The organism is Streptococcus sp. 27098_8_86 (assembly GCF_041432595.1).
GTDB lineage: Bacteria > Bacillota > Bacilli > Lactobacillales > Streptococcaceae > Streptococcus > Streptococcus pneumoniae_F.
Genome location: NZ_JAPVZW010000004.1, coordinates 30,585 through 46,549, shown reverse-complemented (window position 1 = coordinate 46,549; position 15,965 = coordinate 30,585). Strand labels below are relative to the sequence as shown.

The 15,965-nt window shown below is 39.7% G+C and carries 19 protein-coding genes and 2 pseudogenes; 5 read left to right on the top strand and 16 right to left on the bottom strand.

Going from position 1 to position 15,965, the window contains the following annotated elements; genetic code table 11:
* Positions 1 to 7 precede the first annotated feature (7 nt).
* Together gor and O3616_RS05055 are read left to right on the top strand one after the other, a co-directional pair.
* Positions 8 to 1,354, top strand: coding sequence for a glutathione-disulfide reductase (gene gor / locus O3616_RS05060; RefSeq protein WP_371638282.1), 1,347 nt, complete (start codon positions 8 to 10; stop codon positions 1,352 to 1,354).
* Between the two features lie 195 nt (positions 1,355 to 1,549).
* On the top strand, positions 1,550 to 2,086 hold the full coding sequence (locus tag O3616_RS05055) for a biotin transporter BioY (protein ID WP_371638281.1): 537 nt from the start codon (positions 1,550 to 1,552) through the stop codon (positions 2,084 to 2,086).
* Positions 2,087 to 2,139: 53 nt separating this feature from the next.
* On the opposite strand, the gene O3616_RS05050 is transcribed toward O3616_RS05055, so the two are convergent.
* Positions 2,140 to 2,355: a YdbC family protein gene (locus O3616_RS05050; protein WP_000807422.1), complete on the bottom strand. Its 216-nt coding sequence runs from the start codon at positions 2,353 to 2,355 to the stop codon at positions 2,140 to 2,142.
* A gap of 98 nt (positions 2,356 to 2,453) precedes the next feature.
* Between O3616_RS05050 and O3616_RS05045 the strand changes: the two genes are divergently transcribed.
* Positions 2,454 to 2,774 carry a hypothetical protein gene (locus O3616_RS05045; RefSeq protein ID WP_371638280.1) on the top strand — a complete coding sequence of 107 codons (321 nt, stop codon included), beginning with the start codon at positions 2,454 to 2,456 and terminating at the stop codon, positions 2,772 to 2,774.
* A 30-nt stretch (positions 2,775 to 2,804) separates the two neighbouring features.
* Here the strand turns inward: O3616_RS05045 and O3616_RS05040 are convergent, their stop codons facing one another.
* The 9 genes and pseudogenes from O3616_RS05040 to rpsP all read right to left on the bottom strand — a co-directional run bounded on the left by O3616_RS05040 (position 2,805) and on the right by rpsP (position 8,455).
* Complete coding sequence (locus O3616_RS05040) at positions 2,805 to 3,143, bottom strand: ATP cone domain-containing protein (protein WP_001196040.1); 339 nt, start codon at positions 3,141 to 3,143, stop codon at positions 2,805 to 2,807.
* Between the two features lie 11 nt (positions 3,144 to 3,154).
* Positions 3,155 to 3,874: a tRNA (guanosine(37)-N1)-methyltransferase TrmD gene (trmD, locus tag O3616_RS05035; RefSeq protein WP_371638279.1), complete on the bottom strand. Its 720-nt coding sequence runs from the start codon at positions 3,872 to 3,874 to the stop codon at positions 3,155 to 3,157.
* Positions 3,864 to 4,382: a ribosome maturation factor RimM gene (gene rimM / locus O3616_RS05030; RefSeq protein WP_057487241.1), complete on the bottom strand. Its 519-nt coding sequence runs from the start codon at positions 4,380 to 4,382 to the stop codon at positions 3,864 to 3,866. The genes trmD and rimM overlap by 11 nt, the downstream gene beginning before the upstream one ends.
* Positions 4,383 to 4,412: 30 nt before the next feature.
* A complete protein-coding gene (locus O3616_RS05025) occupies positions 4,413 to 5,201 on the bottom strand; it encodes an alpha/beta fold hydrolase (RefSeq protein ID WP_371638278.1) in 789 nt (262 codons plus the stop codon).
* A gap of 97 nt (positions 5,202 to 5,298) precedes the next feature.
* A complete protein-coding gene (locus tag O3616_RS05020; RefSeq protein WP_371638277.1) occupies positions 5,299 to 6,156 on the bottom strand; it encodes an alpha/beta fold hydrolase in 858 nt (285 codons plus the stop codon).
* A 149-nt stretch (positions 6,157 to 6,305) separates the two neighbouring features.
* Positions 6,306 to 7,208, bottom strand: coding sequence for a DMT family transporter (locus tag O3616_RS05015; protein ID WP_371638276.1), 903 nt, complete (start codon positions 7,206 to 7,208; stop codon positions 6,306 to 6,308).
* 337 nt (positions 7,209 to 7,545) lie between these two features.
* Positions 7,546 to 7,860, bottom strand: a pseudogene (locus O3616_RS05010) (MazG nucleotide pyrophosphohydrolase domain-containing protein); the annotation flags it as partial.
* A gap of 63 nt (positions 7,861 to 7,923) precedes the next feature.
* Positions 7,924 to 8,163 carry an RNA-binding protein KphA gene (gene kphA, locus O3616_RS05005; protein ID WP_000379617.1) on the bottom strand — a complete coding sequence of 80 codons (240 nt, stop codon included), beginning with the start codon at positions 8,161 to 8,163 and terminating at the stop codon, positions 7,924 to 7,926.
* A gap of 19 nt (positions 8,164 to 8,182) precedes the next feature.
* Positions 8,183 to 8,455 (bottom strand): 30S ribosomal protein S16, encoded by a 273-nt coding sequence (gene rpsP, locus O3616_RS05000; RefSeq protein ID WP_000268760.1) that lies wholly within the window; start codon positions 8,453 to 8,455, stop codon positions 8,183 to 8,185.
* A 175-nt stretch (positions 8,456 to 8,630) separates the two neighbouring features.
* Here rpsP and O3616_RS04995 point away from each other — a divergent pair.
* A pseudogene (locus tag O3616_RS04995) lies at positions 8,631 to 8,827 on the top strand (hypothetical protein); the annotation flags it as partial.
* A 442-nt stretch (positions 8,828 to 9,269) separates the two neighbouring features.
* Positions 9,270 to 10,073, top strand: a complete 804-nt coding sequence (locus O3616_RS04990) for a peptidylprolyl isomerase (RefSeq protein WP_261266843.1) — start codon at positions 9,270 to 9,272, stop codon at positions 10,071 to 10,073.
* A 55-nt stretch (positions 10,074 to 10,128) separates the two neighbouring features.
* On the opposite strand, the gene O3616_RS04985 is transcribed toward O3616_RS04990, so the two are convergent.
* The 6 genes from O3616_RS04985 to holA all read right to left on the bottom strand — a co-directional run bounded on the left by O3616_RS04985 (position 10,129) and on the right by holA (position 15,959).
* A complete protein-coding gene (locus O3616_RS04985; RefSeq protein ID WP_000025378.1) occupies positions 10,129 to 11,670 on the bottom strand; it encodes an ABC-F family ATP-binding cassette domain-containing protein in 1,542 nt (513 codons plus the stop codon).
* 1 nt (position 11,671) lies between these two features.
* Entirely contained in the window at positions 11,672 to 12,154 is a 483-nt protein-coding gene (locus O3616_RS04980; RefSeq protein ID WP_125416504.1) for a VanZ family protein, read from the bottom strand.
* The gene (rlmN, locus tag O3616_RS04975; protein ID WP_000804760.1) at positions 12,154 to 13,239 is read right to left on the bottom strand and encodes a 23S rRNA (adenine(2503)-C(2))-methyltransferase RlmN; all 1,086 of its coding nucleotides are present in this window, start codon (positions 13,237 to 13,239) and stop codon (positions 12,154 to 12,156) included. Before rlmN ends, O3616_RS04980 begins: the two co-directional genes overlap by 1 nt.
* A gap of 19 nt (positions 13,240 to 13,258) precedes the next feature.
* Positions 13,259 to 13,789 (bottom strand): YutD family protein, encoded by a 531-nt coding sequence (locus tag O3616_RS04970; protein ID WP_371638275.1) that lies wholly within the window; start codon positions 13,787 to 13,789, stop codon positions 13,259 to 13,261.
* Between the two features lie 156 nt (positions 13,790 to 13,945).
* Positions 13,946 to 14,551 (bottom strand): superoxide dismutase SodA, encoded by a 606-nt coding sequence (gene sodA / locus O3616_RS04965; protein WP_371638274.1) that lies wholly within the window; start codon positions 14,549 to 14,551, stop codon positions 13,946 to 13,948.
* 370 nt (positions 14,552 to 14,921) lie between these two features.
* Positions 14,922 to 15,959, bottom strand: a complete 1,038-nt coding sequence (holA, locus tag O3616_RS04960; protein ID WP_125416500.1) for a DNA polymerase III subunit delta — start codon at positions 15,957 to 15,959, stop codon at positions 14,922 to 14,924.
* Between the last annotated feature and the right edge of the window lie 6 nt (positions 15,960 to 15,965).

The window sequence follows — 15,965 nt, the reverse complement described above, 5'->3', positions numbered from 1 at the left end:
GTTTTCAATGAGAGAATATGATATCATTGCTATCGGTGGTGGTAGCGGAGGAATTGCTACCATGAACCGTGCTGGTGAACACGGAGCCAAAGCGGCAGTTATTGAGGAAAAGAAACTAGGTGGAACCTGTGTCAACGTCGGTTGTGTTCCTAAAAAAATCATGTGGTACGGGGCGCAAATCGCTGAGACTTTCCATCAATTTGGAGAAGACTACGGCTTTAAGACTACTGATCTTAACTTTGACTTTGCAACCCTACGTCGTAATCGTGAAGCCTACATCGATCGCGCTCGTTCTTCTTATGATGGAAGTTTTAAACGCAACGGCGTAGACTTGATTGAAGGTCATGCTGAATTTGTAGATTCTCATACTGTCAGCGTAAATGGTGAACTGATTCGTGCTAAACATATTGTGATTGCTACTGGTGCCCATCCAAGTATTCCAGACGTTCCTGGTGCTGAACTAGGTGGCTCTTCTGATGATGTATTTGCTTGGGAAGAATTGCCAGAGTCAGTTGCTATTCTAGGCGCTGGTTATATTGCCGTTGAATTGGCTGGCGTACTCCACACTTTTGGTGTCAAGACAGACCTCTTTGTTCGTCGTGATCGTCCTTTACGTGGTTTTGATTCTTACATCGTTGAAGGTTTGGTCAAGGAAATGGAAAGAACAAACTTACCACTTCACACTCACAAAGTCCCTGTTAAGTTAGAAAAAACTGCTGAAGGCATTACCATTCATTTCGAAGATGGTACTAGTCACACAGCTAGTCAAGTTATCTGGGCTACAGGTCGCCGTCCAAACGTTAAGGGCTTGCAACTTGAAAAAGCTGGAGTAACTCTGAACGAACGTGGCTTTATCCAAGTAGATGAATACCAAAATACTGTTGTTGAGGGAATCTACGCTCTAGGTGATGTAACAGGCGAAAAAGAACTAACTCCAGTTGCTATCAAGGCTGGACGTACTTTATCTGAACGTCTCTTTAACGGCAAAACAACTGCTAAAATGGACTACTCAACTATTCCAACCGTTGTCTTTTCACACCCTGCTATCGGAACAGTTGGATTGACAGAAGAGCAAGCTATTAAAGAATACGGTCAAGAGCAAATCAAGGTTTACAAATCAAGCTTTACTTCTATGTACTCTGCTTGCACTTACAACCGTCAAGAAACACGTTTCAAATTGATCACAGCTGGTTCTGAAGAAAAAGTTGTCGGACTTCATGGAATTGGCTACGGTGTTGATGAAATGATTCAAGGATTTGCTGTTGCTATCAAAATGGGAGCAACCAAGGCAGACTTTGATGCAACTGTGGCGATTCACCCAACTGCATCTGAAGAATTTGTAACTATGCGTTAATCGAAATAAAAGAAGCTGATACAAATGTGTCTGCTTCTTTTTTGATGTATTCGATTCAACAAAACAATTATCCAACTTGACTAGTTAGGAAAATCGGCCGTTACAGTTTTTGTTACCTTGTTTTTAAAAATTGGTTGACAATAATTACTCTACGAGTATAATAGTTACTATACATCAGAAAAGAGGTTAACTATTTTGAAAAAAGCTCACGTTTATGCTATCCCTGCTATTGGGGCTGCTCTCATTGCTGTTTTGGCACAAATCAGTCTTCCAATTGGACCTGTTCCCTTCACTCTGCAAAACTTTGCAATCGGCTTGATTGCTACTGTCTTTAGACCTAGAGAGGCTGTACTTTCTGTTGGACTCTATCTTCTTCTAGGTGCTATCGGTCTTCCTGTCTTTGCAGGAGGTGGAGCTGGTTTTCAGGCTTTAGTTGGTCCTACAGCAGGCTATCTTTGGTTTTATCTTGTTTATTCTGGACTTACCTCTTCTCTAACTAACAGTGATAGTGGTTTTGTCAGAATTTTTCTAGCAAATCTCTTGGGAGATACACTTGTTTTTGTCGGTGGGATTCTCAGTTTACATTTTCTTGCTGGAATGGCATTTGAAAAAGCTCTTGTTGTGGGGATCATTCCCTTTATCATTCCAGACCTTGGTAAACTTCTGGCTATTAGTTTTATTAGCCGTCCGCTACTTCAACGCCTTAAAAATCAGTCTTACTTTGCTAACTAAAAAAGGATATCGAGTTGTCATGACTCAGTATCCTTTTCTTTCATTTTGAAAACTTAGTTGCCTTTAAAGGCATCCACCATCGTTTGAAATTCTTCATTTGAGAGAGTGATCCCTTTGCCCATTTTAGTATGATCTGGACTCCAAGCACGAATATCAAACTTTGCAGGAGCACCATTAAAGCTCACACGGTTGATTTCCTTGGTCCAACCTTTTTCGTTTTCAGAAAGAGTCAACAAGTGCTCTTCGATTTCAAATGTAAATTCTGCCATTTTCTTCTCCTTTTTTAGCTTTCATTAGTTTATTCGTAAAATCTTGTAGATTTTAGGAAAATTTTATATAATATTGATATAAAAGAAGGGAGGCCACTATGAGACATAAATTCCAGCAAGTACTAGATAAAATACATGACTTTTTAAATGGACATTACCAATCTGACCAGACTGAAAATAACTCCCTTACCGCTACTATTGAAGAGGCCATCCAGAAACAAACCGCTGTTCACCTTATCTTATCTGAGACAAGCTTTACAGGTGACATCATCAAATACGATCAGCAACGCCAGCAAATTATCGTGAAAAATTTTGCCAAAAATGTGACCCGTATTATCCGCATAAGCGATATTCAACGCCTGCGATTTGTCCCTTCGACCGTCCAAACAGCTCAAAAAAATAGATTTAAGAAAGAGTGAGATGTAGTTGTTTCATCCCACTCTTTTTTCTTAGCGAATTTGTTCAAAATGCAAATGAACCGCGATATGATCTCCATAACCACTTCTTTCCAAGTCACGTTGTAGACGATAGGAAATGTAGTGTTCTGCAATGGTAATGTAACCTGCACCTAGTAGACGATGTTCAACCATAGACTGAATCATGCTAATGGTAGCACGTTCCACCTTGGCCTCTTCCAAATCCAAAACCACTTTCTTAGTGACTTGTGCAAGGTTTTGACGCAAATCATCTGTCAATACATAGACAGTTTGGGCCGCCTTTAAGATGGCTTGGTAAATCTTATCTGGATTAAATTCAGCAATTTCTCCATCACGTTTGATTACTTGCATAGCTTTCTCCTTTATTCTTTGTTTCCTTTGATTTCTGCCAGCATTTTTTCTTCTTCTGCTGTCAGTTGATAATGTCCAAGCAAATCCGGTCTGCGCTCGTAGGTTTTCTTTAAACTCTCGTACAGGCGCCACTGACGGATTTTTTCATGGTGTCCGCTCATGAGCACATCTGGCACAACCATGCCTCGATAATCATAGGGGCGTGTGTATTGAGGGTATTCGAGAAGGCCAGAAGAAAAACTATCATCTTGGTGGCTAGACTCCTTGCCAATCACTTCTGGAATCAGACGAACCGTAGCATCAATCATGGTCATGGCCGCCAACTCGCCACCAGTGAGGACATAATCGCCTAGGGAAATCTCATCTGTCACCAAGGTCTTAATTCGCTCATCATAACCCTCGTAGTGCCCGCAGATAAAGATTAGCTCTTCCTCTTGAGCCAAATCCTCAGCATAAGCCTGATCAAACTGCTTTCCAGCTGGATCGAGGAGAATAACGCGCGGATTTTTCTTTTCAATAGCATCAAAGGCATCGAAAATGGGTTGGGCTCGGAGCAACATCCCCTGACCGCCTCCGTAAGGCTCATCGTCGACATGGCGGGCCTTTTCAGCGTATTCTCGAAAATTATGATACTGGATATCCAAGAGCCCCTTTTCTCGGGCCTTTCCGACGATTGAGTGCTCAAGCGGAGAAAACATCTCTGGAAAGAGGGTTAAAATATCAATCTTCATCGTCTAACCCTTCTAAGATTTCCACATCGACGCGGTTATTTGGAATATCAACATTGAGAACCACTGGTGGGATATAAGGCAAGAGCAAGTCACGTTTGCCTTTTCGCTTGACCACCCAGACATCGTTAGCACCTGGTTGCAGGATTTCTTTGATGGTTCCAATCAAGTTATCACCCTCATAGACTTCCAAACCGATAATCTCGTGATAGTAGAATTCACCATCATCTAAATCGTTTAAATCTTCCTCAGCAACCTTGAGACTGTATCCCTTGTACTTTTCAATAGCATTGATATGGTACATATCTTTGAATTTAATAATGTCAAAGTTCTTCTGTTTACGGTGACTAGCGATGGTCACTGTTTGAACAAACTGATCTTTTTCATCAAACAAGGCAAGCTCAGTACCTTTTTTAAACCGTTCTTCTGCAAAATCCGTCACAGACAAGACTCGCATCTCACCCTGCAACCCCTGCGTATTGACGATTTTCCCAACATTAAAGTAGTTCATCTTGTCTCCTGTACTCTATTTCTATCCATCTTATTCGGACAATTCTCGAATAATAGTCACAATTTTTTCTGATTCTGACCATTGTAAATAATGGTGATTCCCTCCTAAAATGAGTTTAGTATTGGAAGTCCAATATTCTGATTCTCTGTACTCTTTTTCTCTATAAGCCTGACAAAAAATAAATACAGGGACATGAGATTCTATCGAGACATTCTCAAAATCTTCCTCAGTAATCTCTCCAGATATCTGAAATCCTGTATATTGACTTTCCAACTCTGAACCTTTTTCTTGCATTATTTTCCAGATTTCTTTATTAGTTTCATGGCTAAATGTCTCTTGAGTTAAGTTCTTAAAATAAAGTTCAGGACCACACTCCTCAATCAGCCTCATCTGCTTTTCCATTTCTGGATAAGGATTTTCTGAAAAATCAGCAAACATGACTTTTTTAGTTGTCGGTTCAATTGCTAGTAAAGCCTGACACTTAATTGGTTTGTTGAGCAATTTGCAAGCTAAAATTCCACTCAAACTATGTACACAAAGTATATATTCAGAAATCGCCAATTCTTCAAGTACTTCATAAACTGCATCTGCAAGATTATCCAGATTTTTTCCAGCTTGGTCATTCATCGGACTCCTACCTGTGTTCGGAAAATCAATTGTCAAATAACCAATTGTAGGAGGAAGTTTTTCAAGTATAAGTGAAAAATTTTCATAACTTGGTAGCAAACCTACGCCACTTAAACAAACTAGCATTTTCTTTTGCTTTTGATAAGTAACAGAGAGACTACCAATTTCTGTAGATACTTCAAACCTCTTCATAAAGAAATCCACTCGTTCTATATAATGAATTATTAAAAATCCTTATCCTTTATTTTATCACGTTCCAAGGATTTTCTCAAGTTGGATAAATCTCATCTTACAGAGCTACTACTTCTTCAAAAAATTCACCAACTATCTGATTAAACTCTTCAGGATGATCATTCATAGGTTGGTGTTTACTATCTGAAATCGTTACTTGACGCGCATTGGGATTTAAGGCAATGATCCCATCGTAAATCATTTTTAGGTGTTTGGGAAAATCGTTTTCGCCTCTTACTAATAGCATAGGAGGATTGCCATGATAACCTTCTATCTCATGGACAGCCATAAAACCTGTGATTCCAAGGTTCAAAAAAACATCTCGCCCAGTTTCTATAATGGCCGTCTTGACTAATTCTCTTGTGATAGGATTATCTGTACACATCTTTGAGTTCTTATCTGCAATCAACTTCCAAGGAATCGTTTTGTACATAAGGGAACTATATTTTATGCGATTTCTCTCTTTATCTGATAGGTAACGATGCTGTCCCCAACTATCTACCATGACCAAGGCTAGAACTCGATTTGGATGACGATAGGTATACTCTTGAAGTGGATTCCCTCCCCAAGAATGACCAACCAATATCACCTTATCTAGCTGGAAATAGGACAAAATAGCATCTACATCTTGAACAGCACCTTCTAAGTCTGGTAAACCAACTTTCATAGGTGATTCACCCTGTCCTCTAACATTGACAAAATAGAGGTCAAATCCTTCAAAGGCATCATACTGGTGGGCCCACATCTGACTACGGCCACAAGCTCCATGATAAAAAATAATGTGGCCTTTACTTGCGTTTCCAGGACGATGATAAACAACCAAGTCACAATCTAAGACTGGTATAATGTGACGTACCAAAGTCTCAGGTTTTCTGTTATAAAAAGCAATAGCTTCAGCTATATCATTTTGCTTCATTATTACACTCTCTCCTCTTTATCCTAGTGTCATTCTTTTTATCTATTTTATCATGCTATATTAAAATCATCGTTCTCTAAACTTAAATCCATTAAAAATTTTGAATTTTCTGTATCATTTAGATTAAGAAAAAGACTGCTCAGCAATCTTTACTTTTTTCTCATCAGATTCATGCCTAAAATTCCAGCAATAATCAAAGTTGCTCCGATTACATGGTAGCTATAAATTGGTTCGTGGAGGATAAGAGCTCCAGCTAGAATGGTCAAAACTGTTCCAAGATTACCAAAGACACTGACAGTTGATGCTCCAAGTCGAACAATAGCATAGATAGAGAGACTACCAGTAACGATAGAGGCTAGAACTCCCAAATAGAGAATTGAAAGCAGATAAGGAAGCTGTCCGAGAGGTGCAACGTAGGCTAATATGTTGCCATCTAGATAGTGCGAGGTCAGACTCAACGTATTAAAGGTGACGAAGCCAACAAATATCACAACAGCTGTCATATCCATGGCCCGATAGCGATCTCCTTTAGCCTTGCTGAGGATATTGTTTATTGCATTGGCGAGAACAGATCCCAACATCAAGAGAAAGCCCAAGCTAGCAGTTTCAGTGCTAAAGTTTGCTCCTTTGCTAAGGAAGATGAAAACTACTCCTGCTACAGATAAAATTAAAAAGAACTTTTGTAGCAAGCTTGTCTTTTCCTTGAGAAAGACCGATGCTAAAAGAAGCGTAAAAATCGGGACAAGAGCCTGTAAAATTCCAGCTTCAGAAGACGATATATACTGTAAAGCAAAGGATTGAAAAATAAAAAAGAAAAGCGGATAGAAAAGACTCATAGGAAGAATAGAAAGAATATCTTTTCTACTTAAACTCACTTTGATAAGTTTGGTTTGATGAAGAACGACCATTGCTAAAGCTGCGATTGTATAGCGATGCGCTAAGTTTGTAAGAGGACTGGCATAGCCTAAAGCAATCTTAGTAAATAAAAAAGAAAATCCAATGATTGCTGAAAAGGATAAGGCTGCTAGGTAAGCTTTTGTTTTCTCGTTCATAGACTGTTACTCCTTTTAAAAATAGCTATTCTTAAGATTGATTGACTAGAATTCTTTGAGACTGTCTTTCCATTGTAGCATAGTAGAATCCTAGATGCTATTTCTAGGATTAGTATTTTATGCCTTATATCACCGTTTATCTAGTTCATTGACTAAAAAAGATTCAGCAAGTCTGATCTGCTTTTCTCGTTCTTGTCTCACAATTTCTAACTTATCTGCCTCTTGGAGATTCCTTACTTTGATAATATAAACTGCCAGTTTCATTGTTTTCTATGTTACTAGCTAGGCCAATATAGGTGAAATCTTCTTTATAAGAAAAAAATCATTTCTTATTCTCTTAGAAATTCTCTAAAAATCCTTCCAAATCTCGTTCATTCTGATATTTTATAGCCGCCTTTTTATCTTTTTCAAAAATGGTCTTGGTTAGATCTATGTCGTTGATGGCCGCAATTGCGACGGTGTAGTGAATGATATCAGCCAGTTCTTTTGCTAGTTCCTCATTTGAGTCCTTGACACCCTCTTTTCTACCAGAACGACCATTCAAAACCTCAGCTACTTCTCCGACTTCCTCCACTAGCATGATAAAAATACCTTACTCAGTCCGAGACTGCTGGTAATGTTCGAGTAAGTAGTCTTGTAATTGTCTAAACGTTCAATCTTTCATCTTCTATTCATCACAAAAAAGAAAAAAAGCGAGACATCCGTCCCGCCCTTCTTATTTTTCGTCAATAACGATTCTTACTTTTTTGTCTTCAGTTGGGACAGAGTAGACAATCGTTCTTATCGCAGAAATAGTGCGACCCTTACGACCGATTACACGACCCACATCACTTTGATCAAGATCCAAATGATATTCCAAAAACTCTGGTGTATCTTCAATCTTGATAGTTAAGGCATCTGGTTGTGAAATCAAGGGTTTCACAATCGCAATAATGAGATTTTCAATCGTATCCATCTGTCAACCTACTTTAAACTTATTTTGAGAATTTAGAATCGTGGAATTTTTTCAATACGCCTTCTTTTGAAAGGATGTTACGTACTGTATCTGAAGGTTGAGCTCCATCAGCCAACCATGCAAGAACGCGGTCTTCTTTCAAAGTTACTTGGTTTTCAGCAACAAGTGGGTTGTAAGTTCCAACTGTTTCGATGAAACGTCCGTCACGTGGTGAACGTGAATCTGCTACGTTGATACGGTAGAAAGGTTTTTTCTTAGAACCCATACGAGTCAAACGGATTTTAACTGCCATTTTTAAAGTCTCTTTTCTTATTTTTTATTTCGGTGAAATAGCTAAGCTATTTAGCACATGTTCTATTATAGCAGATTTCTGGCAGGTGTCAAGAAAAAAACTTGACAGACTATAAAATTTTTAAACCATTTAGAAATTTGTTATATTTTTAAAGAAAAATCAGAAAGAGAATGTCATGAATGCTATTCTAGAAACATTTTATAAAGACCATCAAGTCAAGCCATTCATCTCTCCTAAACGTGATTTGGATGCTTGGCTCCTAAATCCTAAGCCTGTTCCCAAGAGAAATATGGATTATTAGCAGATGATTTGCTGGTAAGTGATATCATTCTACTATGGAGAATCAACTTTGGCACTTTTACCACCGAAACCTGGTTCCCTAAATACTTTGAATACACTTATGGCATTGATGCACCTAAGCATCTAAAAACTCTGGTGGAAAAAGGTTATGCTGGCATTGAAACAGCTTTTGAGTCACTTGACCATCTGAATGCTACTATGAAAAAGAATATCCTTAAGAAGAATGGGGTTACTGGCCTTTCTAAAATGAAGATTGCAGATTTGGATCAAGCCCTTCATAACCATTTTTCAGAAGAGGAATTAGCTGGTCTCTTTTCGATTCGCGGTTATAAAATAACTCCAAAAGGAAAGCACATACTGGAACATACCAGGACATTGTTGACCGTCATCCAAAGAAAAATCTCTAAGCAAGCTACTTTCTGGTTGGCTCCTCTAAAACTACCTTGTCACTAACATTTGAAATCCACTTCCTTTTAGGGTACAATGGTAGAAATGAATTTTTGAGAGGAATAGAATGAAAAAACTAGCAACCCTTCTTTTACTGTCCACTGTAGCCCTAGCTGGATGCAGCAGCATCCAACGCAGCCTGCGTGGTGATGACTATGTAGATTCTAGCTTGGCCGCTGAGGAAAGCTCCAAAGCAGCTGCCCAATCTGCCAAGGAGTTAAACGATGCTTTAACAAACGAAAACGCCAATTTCCCACAACTATCTAAAGAAGTTACTAAAGACGAGGCTGAAGTGATTCTCCACACAAGTCAAGGAGATATCCGTATTAAACTCTTCCCTAAACTCGCTCCTTTAGCGGTTGAAAACTTCCTCACTCACGCCAAAGAAGGCTACTATAACGGCATTACCTTCCACCGTGTCATCGATGGCTTCATGGTTCAAACTGGAGATCCAAAAGGGGATGGTACAGGTGGTCAGTCTATCTGGCATGACAAGGATAAGACTAAAGACAAGGGAACTGGTTTCAAAAACGAGATTACTCCTTATCTCTATAACATCCGTGGCGCTCTTTCTATGGCTAACACTGGTCAACCAAACACCAATGGTAGCCAGTTCTTCATCAACCAAAACTCTACAGATACCTCTGCTAAACTCCCTACAAGCAAGTATCCAAAGAAAATCATCGAAGCCTATAAAGAAGGGGGAAACCCTAGTCTAGATGGCAAACACCCAGTCTTTGGTCAAGTGATTGACGGTATGGATGTTGTAGATAAAATTGCCAAAGCCGAAAAAGATGAAAAAGACAAGCCAACGACTGCTATTACTATCGATAGCATCGAAGTGGTGAAAGACTACAATTTTAAATCATAAAAACCAAAAAAATACAGTATCCACATTCGGTACTGTATTTCTTTTACTCTCATTCTTAAGTTAAATTATTAAAATCCCAGATTTGGTCCATCCAGCCTTCATAGAAGTCTGGTTCGTGGCAGACCATAAGGATAGACCCCTTGTATTCTTTGAGAGCACGTTTGAGTTCATCCTTGGCATCCACATCCAAGTGGTTGGTCGGCTCGTCCAACACTAAAACGTTGTTTTCACGATTCATCAAGAGACAGAAACGAACCTTGGCTTGTTCCCCACCTGACAAGACCTGAATTTGACTTTCGATATGCTTGGTTGTCAAACCACAACGGGCAAGGGCTGCACGAACTTCTGCTTGGTTGAGAGCTGGAAAGGCATTCCAAACAGCCTCTAGTGGTGTTTGACGATTGCCACCTTCTACTTCTTGCTCAAAATAACCAAGTTCTAGGTAGTCACCACGTTCAACTTCCCCAGCAATTGGCGGAATAATGCCCAAGAGAGACTTCAAGAGAGTTGTTTTCCCGATACCATTTGCCCCGATAATAGCAACCTTTTGATTACGTTCAAAGGTAAGATTTAAAGGCTTGGTCAGAGGACGATCATAACCAATCTGCAAATCCTTGGCTTGGAAGATAAAGCGCCCTGGCGTACGAGCTGGTTTGAAATCAAATGATGGTTTTGGTTTCTCACTTTGCAGTTCGATAATATCCATCTTATCCAATTTCTTCTGACGGGACATGGCCATGTTTCGTGTTGCAACACGCGCTTTGTTTCGAGCCACGAAGTCCTTGAGGTCCGCAATTTCTTTCTGCTGACGTTCGTAGGCTGCCTCTAGCTGAGATTTCTTCATAGCATAGACTTCTTGGAACTGGTAGTAGTCACCAGAATAACGCGTCAGCTGTTGATTTTCCACATGATAGACAATATTGATAACATCATTTAGGAATGGAATATCGTGTGAAATAAGGACAAAGGCATTCTCATAGTTTTGGAGATAGCGCTTGAGCCAGTCAATATGCTCAGCATCCAAGTAGTTGGTCGGCTCGTCCAACAGCAAGATATCAGGCTTTTCAAGGAGAAGTTTTGCCAAAAGCACCTTGGTTCTTTGCCCACCTGACAAAGAGGTTACATCTGTATCCATGCCAAAGTCCATGACACCAAGGGCACGCGCTACTTCGTCAATCTTTGCATCCAAGGTATAGAAATCACGACTCTCCAAACGATCTTGGAGTTCGCCCACTTCTTCCATGAGAGCATCAACATCCGCTCCGTCTTCAGCCATTTCCATATAAAGGTCATTGATACGGGCTTCAGCTTTGAAAAGTTCATCAAAAGCAGTACGGAGAACATCACGCACCGACTGGCCTTCAGCAAGAACAGAGTGCTGATCTAAGTAACCAGCAGTCACATATTTAGACCACTCTACCTTTCCTTCGTCTGGTAACATCTTACCAGTCACGATGCTCATAAAGGTTGATTTCCCTTCACCATTGGCACCGACCAGACCAATATGTTCTCCCTTGAGGAGACGGAAGGACACATCTTCAAAAATTGCACGGTCACCAAAACCGTGACTCAGGTTTTTAACTTCTAAAATACTCATTTTAATTCCTTATCTTGTTTTTATGTAGTTGTTTATAGAGAAGCCAAGCCAAATAGCCACCCAAGGCATTGGTCCACAAATCATCAATCTCAAAGACGCGATTGAAATCAAAGAAAAAGTCCAAGACTAACTGCGTACACTCGATTCCAAGACTCACTAGAAAACTGAAAATAATAACTCTTTTTGTTTTCCTTAAGTTTGGAAAGAGATAAAGGAGTTGGAACACCAAAGGAAAAAGCAAGAAGACATTGAGGATATTTTGTAAAAAAATCCAATATAATTGTCCCATATCACTCACTTCGCCCAGTTTCCAGAAAGAATTGAAAGGAGTCAAAAGAAAAACCAGGCGTCCAAGATGCTGAATACCTGGAGTTTCCACTCCCACGGGAGAATGTTCTTGAGGAGTAAAGCAAAAATAGACAATGCAAATGCTATAGAAAATGACTCCCCAGACCAAAATATGATTATAAGTCTTCTTCATCATTAAGGATTGACTGCTGCGACTGCTTTCTGGCGGTCACGTTTCATTGTATTAGAACGCAATTGTCCACAAGCTGCATCAATATCAGTACCATGCTCTTGACGAACAACACAGTTAACCCCTTTTTTCTTAAGTGTATCATAGAAGGCCAGGACGCGCTCTTTAGGACTACGGCTATATTGATCATGCTCACTAACTGGGTTATAAGGAATCAGGTTCACATAAGACAATTTCTTGATATTCTTGAGCAATTCAGCCAATTCCAAGGCTTGTTCTACACCATCATTGACTTCATTGAGCATGATATATTCAAAAGTCACACGACGATTAGTTGTCTCAATGTAGTACTCAATAGCAGCAAAGAGTTTTTCAATCGGAAAGGCACGATTAATCTTCATGATGCTTGAACGCAGTTCATTATTAGGTGCGTGAAGGGAAACGGCAAGATTGACCTGAACTCCTTCATTAGCAAAATCACGAATTTTATGGGCCAAACCTGAGGTGGAAACCGTAATGTGACGAGCACCGATGGCCATTCCTTTATCATCATTGATAGTACGAACGAAATTCAAGACATTGTTGTAGTTATCAAAGGGCTCACCGATTCCCATGACAACGATATGACTGACGCGTTCATCCTGACCACGCTCATCAAAGTATTTCTGAACCAGCATGATCTGGGCTACGATTTCCCCATTATTGAGGTCGCGTTGCTTCTTGATCAAGCCAGAGGCACAGAAGGTACAACCGATATTACAGCCGACCTGAGTGGTCACACAGACTGACAAACCATAGTGTTGACGCATAAGTACAGTCTCAATCAACATACCATCTGGCAATTCAAAAAGATATTTAACTGTCCCATCAGCAGATTCTTGCACGATTCGCTGTTTCAATGGATTAACCACAAACTGATCATTAAGCTTAGCAATCAAATCCTTTGAAAGGTTGGTCATCTCTTCAAATGACTGGACACGTTTACGGTAAAGCCATTCCCAGATTTGATCTGCACGGAATTTCTTTTCTCCTTGCTCTAAAACCCATTCCTGCATGGTTTGACGTGTTAAACTATAAATTGACGGTTTCATTTCTTCTCCTTATTCCTACTCACTTCTGACGAATGACAAAATGACGTTGCCCCTTGTCCTCTTTCTGAGAATACTGGTCTTTCTGACGACGTCTATTTTTCTTATCTGCATTCGGTTTTCGTTTTGTTTGAGCCGATTTCTTTCCTTTTCTAGAAGGTGTTTCTTCTTCCTTCTTACGCATTTTCTTGTCAAATGATGCTCGCTTAGGGGCTTCATTTTCTAGGACAAAATAGGCACAACCATAACTACAATACTCTAAAAGGTAGTCTTGTAAACGACTGATTTTTTCAAGTTTTTCTTCTGTTCGATCATCCTTGTAAAAACCTCGTAGGCGAAGCTGTTCGTTGCTCCAGTCTCCCACGATATAATCAAACTTTGTTAAGACTTCTGAAAAACGCTGATTAAAAGCCGTCACATCAAAGGCATCCTTGATATTTTCCACCAAGGAAAAAGCTATCCCTTCCGTTTCAACCTTGTCCCCGTGTAAATGAAACTCAGGACCAGGAAACTTGTTATAGTTGTATAATTCAGGTGCAATTTCTTTTCGCATAGATATCCTTTTTCCACGATTACTTAATACTTTATTCTACCATAATTTCTAGCAGTTAGCACGTTTCTCATAAAAATGAAAAAAGTCTGACGATTTTGTCAGACCAAAATAATACAACCTTAAAAAGAGAAGAACAATTCTTCCCTCCAACTATCATTATTTAGCAGCTGCGTACAATTCATCTACTTTGTTCCAGTTGATCACTGAGAAGAAAGCTTTGATGTAGTCAGGACGCACGTTGCGGTATTTTACGTAGTAAGCATGTTCCCAAACGTCCAAGCCCAAGATTGGTTTTTTGCCTTCTGAGATTGGTGTGTCTTGGTTTGCTGTTGAAGTCACTTCAAGTTTACCTTCTTTGTTGACAACCAACCATGCCCAGCCAGAACCAAAACGAGTTGTTGCTGCTGCAGTGAAGGCTGCTTGGAATTCTTCAAATGAACCAAATGTTGCATCGATTGCTGCTGCAAGTTCTGGTGATGGAGCTGTTTTTTCAGGAGTCATCAATTCCCAGAAAAGAGCGTGGTTCAAGTGTCCACCACCATTGTTGATAAGTGCTTGACGGATATCAGCTGGAATAGATTCTACATCAGCAAGCAAGGCTTCAAGATCTTCACCGATTTCAGGGTGTTTTTCAAGAGCTGCATTAGCATTGTTGACATAAGTTTGATGGTGTTTGTCATGGTGCAAGTGCATTGTTTCCGCATCGATGTATGGTTCCAAAGCGTCGTATGCATATGGAAGATCTGGTAAGATAATAGCCATCTGTAATACCTCTTTTTCTTTCTATATGAAAATGATAACGCAAACATTCACTTTTTTCAAGTTTTTTGCTTATAGATAAGGAAATCACTGAAATATATTCTAATAATACTCTTCGAAAATCTCTTCAAACCGCGTCAACGTCGCCTTGCCGTAGGTATAGTTACTGACTTCGTCAGTTTCATCCACAACCTCAAAACAGTGTTTTGAGCTGACTTCGTCAGTCTTATTTACAACCTCAAAGCAGTGCTTTGAGCAACCTGCGGCTAGTTTCCTAGTTTGCTCTTTGATTTTCATTGAGTATAAAACAAGCAAATCAGCAAGAAACCCACGACAAGATAATCCTGACGCGGGTTGTAGTTTCAAAAAAATATCAATTTACCTGACTAGCAATCTGTAGGAGTGCCTTTTCAAAAAGGAAACCTTTTTCATAAAGACCTGTTTTAATCTGATAGTCTGTCTCAATCAAATAGGAAATAGCTTGCTTCAAAAAGCTCAAGGAAAGTCCTCGCGAATCCCTCAACGCAAACTTGATTTGATAGGGATTTGGATTGCGTCCGAGAAAACTTCCTAGACTACTTGCAATCTGAGATTCTGCTTGCCCAGACTCCGCCAAAATCTTCACCTGAGTAAAAGTCCGAAATTGTCCTAGCATGACGGCAATCAACTTAATTTCATCTTCACCTTGCAAGGTCAAGTCTCTAACCAAATCGCGCGCCTGATCCATCTTTTTAGTCAGAATAAACTGAGTTAAATCAAAAATATTGTCCTGCAAGGTCTTGGGAATTGCGTTAACAATATCCTCTTCCTCGATAACAGAGTCTTCTTTATAGGACTGTAAAAAGAGGAGATTTTTCTGGATTTCGCTAAATTGAAAACCAGACTTGATGAGGAGATTTTCAAAAGAATGATTGGCAAACTGCAGACCTTCTTTCTGGCTCCACTTTTGAAAATACTGGCGCAGTTCTTGTTCTTTAGCTTCTACTGCATCGAAGACCTTGGCATCACGCTTAAGTAATTTAACCAACCGTCTTTTGCTATCCAGCTTTCCTTCTGCAAAGATTATCAACTTGGTTGTTGGTGAAGGATTGTCAAAGTATTCCTCAAATGACTTGAGCTCATCATCTGTCAAAAAGCGCTTTTTAGCAGTTGTGATATCGACAAAATGATCTAATATCACGATTTTCTCATCCGCAAAGAAAGGAAGACTGACCAACTCCAGTTCCACATCCTTGTAAACTACTTCTTTCATATCAAAGTAGGCAAAGTTGAGGTCAGCAGAATCATAACCAATCTGTTTCAATACTTGACTCTTCATCACTTCAAACTGTCCCTGGTCTGTCCCGGTAAATAGGCTCAGACTAGGTAAATTTGATAAAGTCAACTTCTGACTTTCTTCAATGGCTAGCATCTTCTC

What these genes read in the sequence shown, in the direction of transcription:
- O3616_RS04980 (WP_125416504.1), bottom strand. Translation starts at nt 12,154, where the DNA reads ATGATGAAGAAGACTTATAATCATATTTTGGTCTGGGGAGTCATTTTC.
- rlmN (WP_000804760.1), bottom strand. Translation starts at nt 13,239, where the DNA reads ATGAAACCGTCAATTTATAGTTTAACACGTCAAACCATGCAGGAATGG.
- O3616_RS05015 (WP_371638276.1), bottom strand. Translation starts at nt 7,208, where the DNA reads ATGAACGAGAAAACAAAAGCTTACCTAGCAGCCTTATCCTTTTCAGCA.
- holA (WP_125416500.1), bottom strand. Translation starts at nt 15,959, where the DNA reads ATGCTAGCCATTGAAGAAAGTCAGAAGTTGACTTTATCAAATTTACCT.
- rimM (WP_057487241.1), bottom strand. Translation starts at nt 4,382, where the DNA reads ATGAACTACTTTAATGTTGGGAAAATCGTCAATACGCAGGGGTTGCAG.
- O3616_RS04990 (WP_261266843.1), top strand. Translation starts at nt 9,270, where the DNA reads ATGAAAAAACTAGCAACCCTTCTTTTACTGTCCACTGTAGCCCTAGCT.
- sodA (WP_371638274.1), bottom strand. Translation starts at nt 14,551, where the DNA reads ATGGCTATTATCTTACCAGATCTTCCATATGCATACGACGCTTTGGAA.
- O3616_RS05040 (WP_001196040.1), bottom strand. Translation starts at nt 3,143, where the DNA reads ATGCAAGTAATCAAACGTGATGGAGAAATTGCTGAATTTAATCCAGAT.
- rpsP (WP_000268760.1), bottom strand. Translation starts at nt 8,455, where the DNA reads ATGGCAGTTAAAATCCGTTTGACTCGTATGGGTTCTAAGAAAAAACCT.
- gor (WP_371638282.1), top strand. Translation starts at nt 8, where the DNA reads ATGAGAGAATATGATATCATTGCTATCGGTGGTGGTAGCGGAGGAATT.
- O3616_RS05020 (WP_371638277.1), bottom strand. Translation starts at nt 6,156, where the DNA reads ATGAAGCAAAATGATATAGCTGAAGCTATTGCTTTTTATAACAGAAAA.
- O3616_RS05025 (WP_371638278.1), bottom strand. Translation starts at nt 5,201, where the DNA reads ATGAAGAGGTTTGAAGTATCTACAGAAATTGGTAGTCTCTCTGTTACT.
- kphA (WP_000379617.1), bottom strand. Translation starts at nt 8,163, where the DNA reads ATGGATACGATTGAAAATCTCATTATTGCGATTGTGAAACCCTTGATT.
- O3616_RS05050 (WP_000807422.1), bottom strand. Translation starts at nt 2,355, where the DNA reads ATGGCAGAATTTACATTTGAAATCGAAGAGCACTTGTTGACTCTTTCT.
- trmD (WP_371638279.1), bottom strand. Translation starts at nt 3,874, where the DNA reads ATGAAGATTGATATTTTAACCCTCTTTCCAGAGATGTTTTCTCCGCTT.
- O3616_RS05045 (WP_371638280.1), top strand. Translation starts at nt 2,454, where the DNA reads ATGAGACATAAATTCCAGCAAGTACTAGATAAAATACATGACTTTTTA.
- O3616_RS04970 (WP_371638275.1), bottom strand. Translation starts at nt 13,789, where the DNA reads ATGCGAAAAGAAATTGCACCTGAATTATACAACTATAACAAGTTTCCT.
- O3616_RS04985 (WP_000025378.1), bottom strand. Translation starts at nt 11,670, where the DNA reads ATGAGTATTTTAGAAGTTAAAAACCTGAGTCACGGTTTTGGTGACCGT.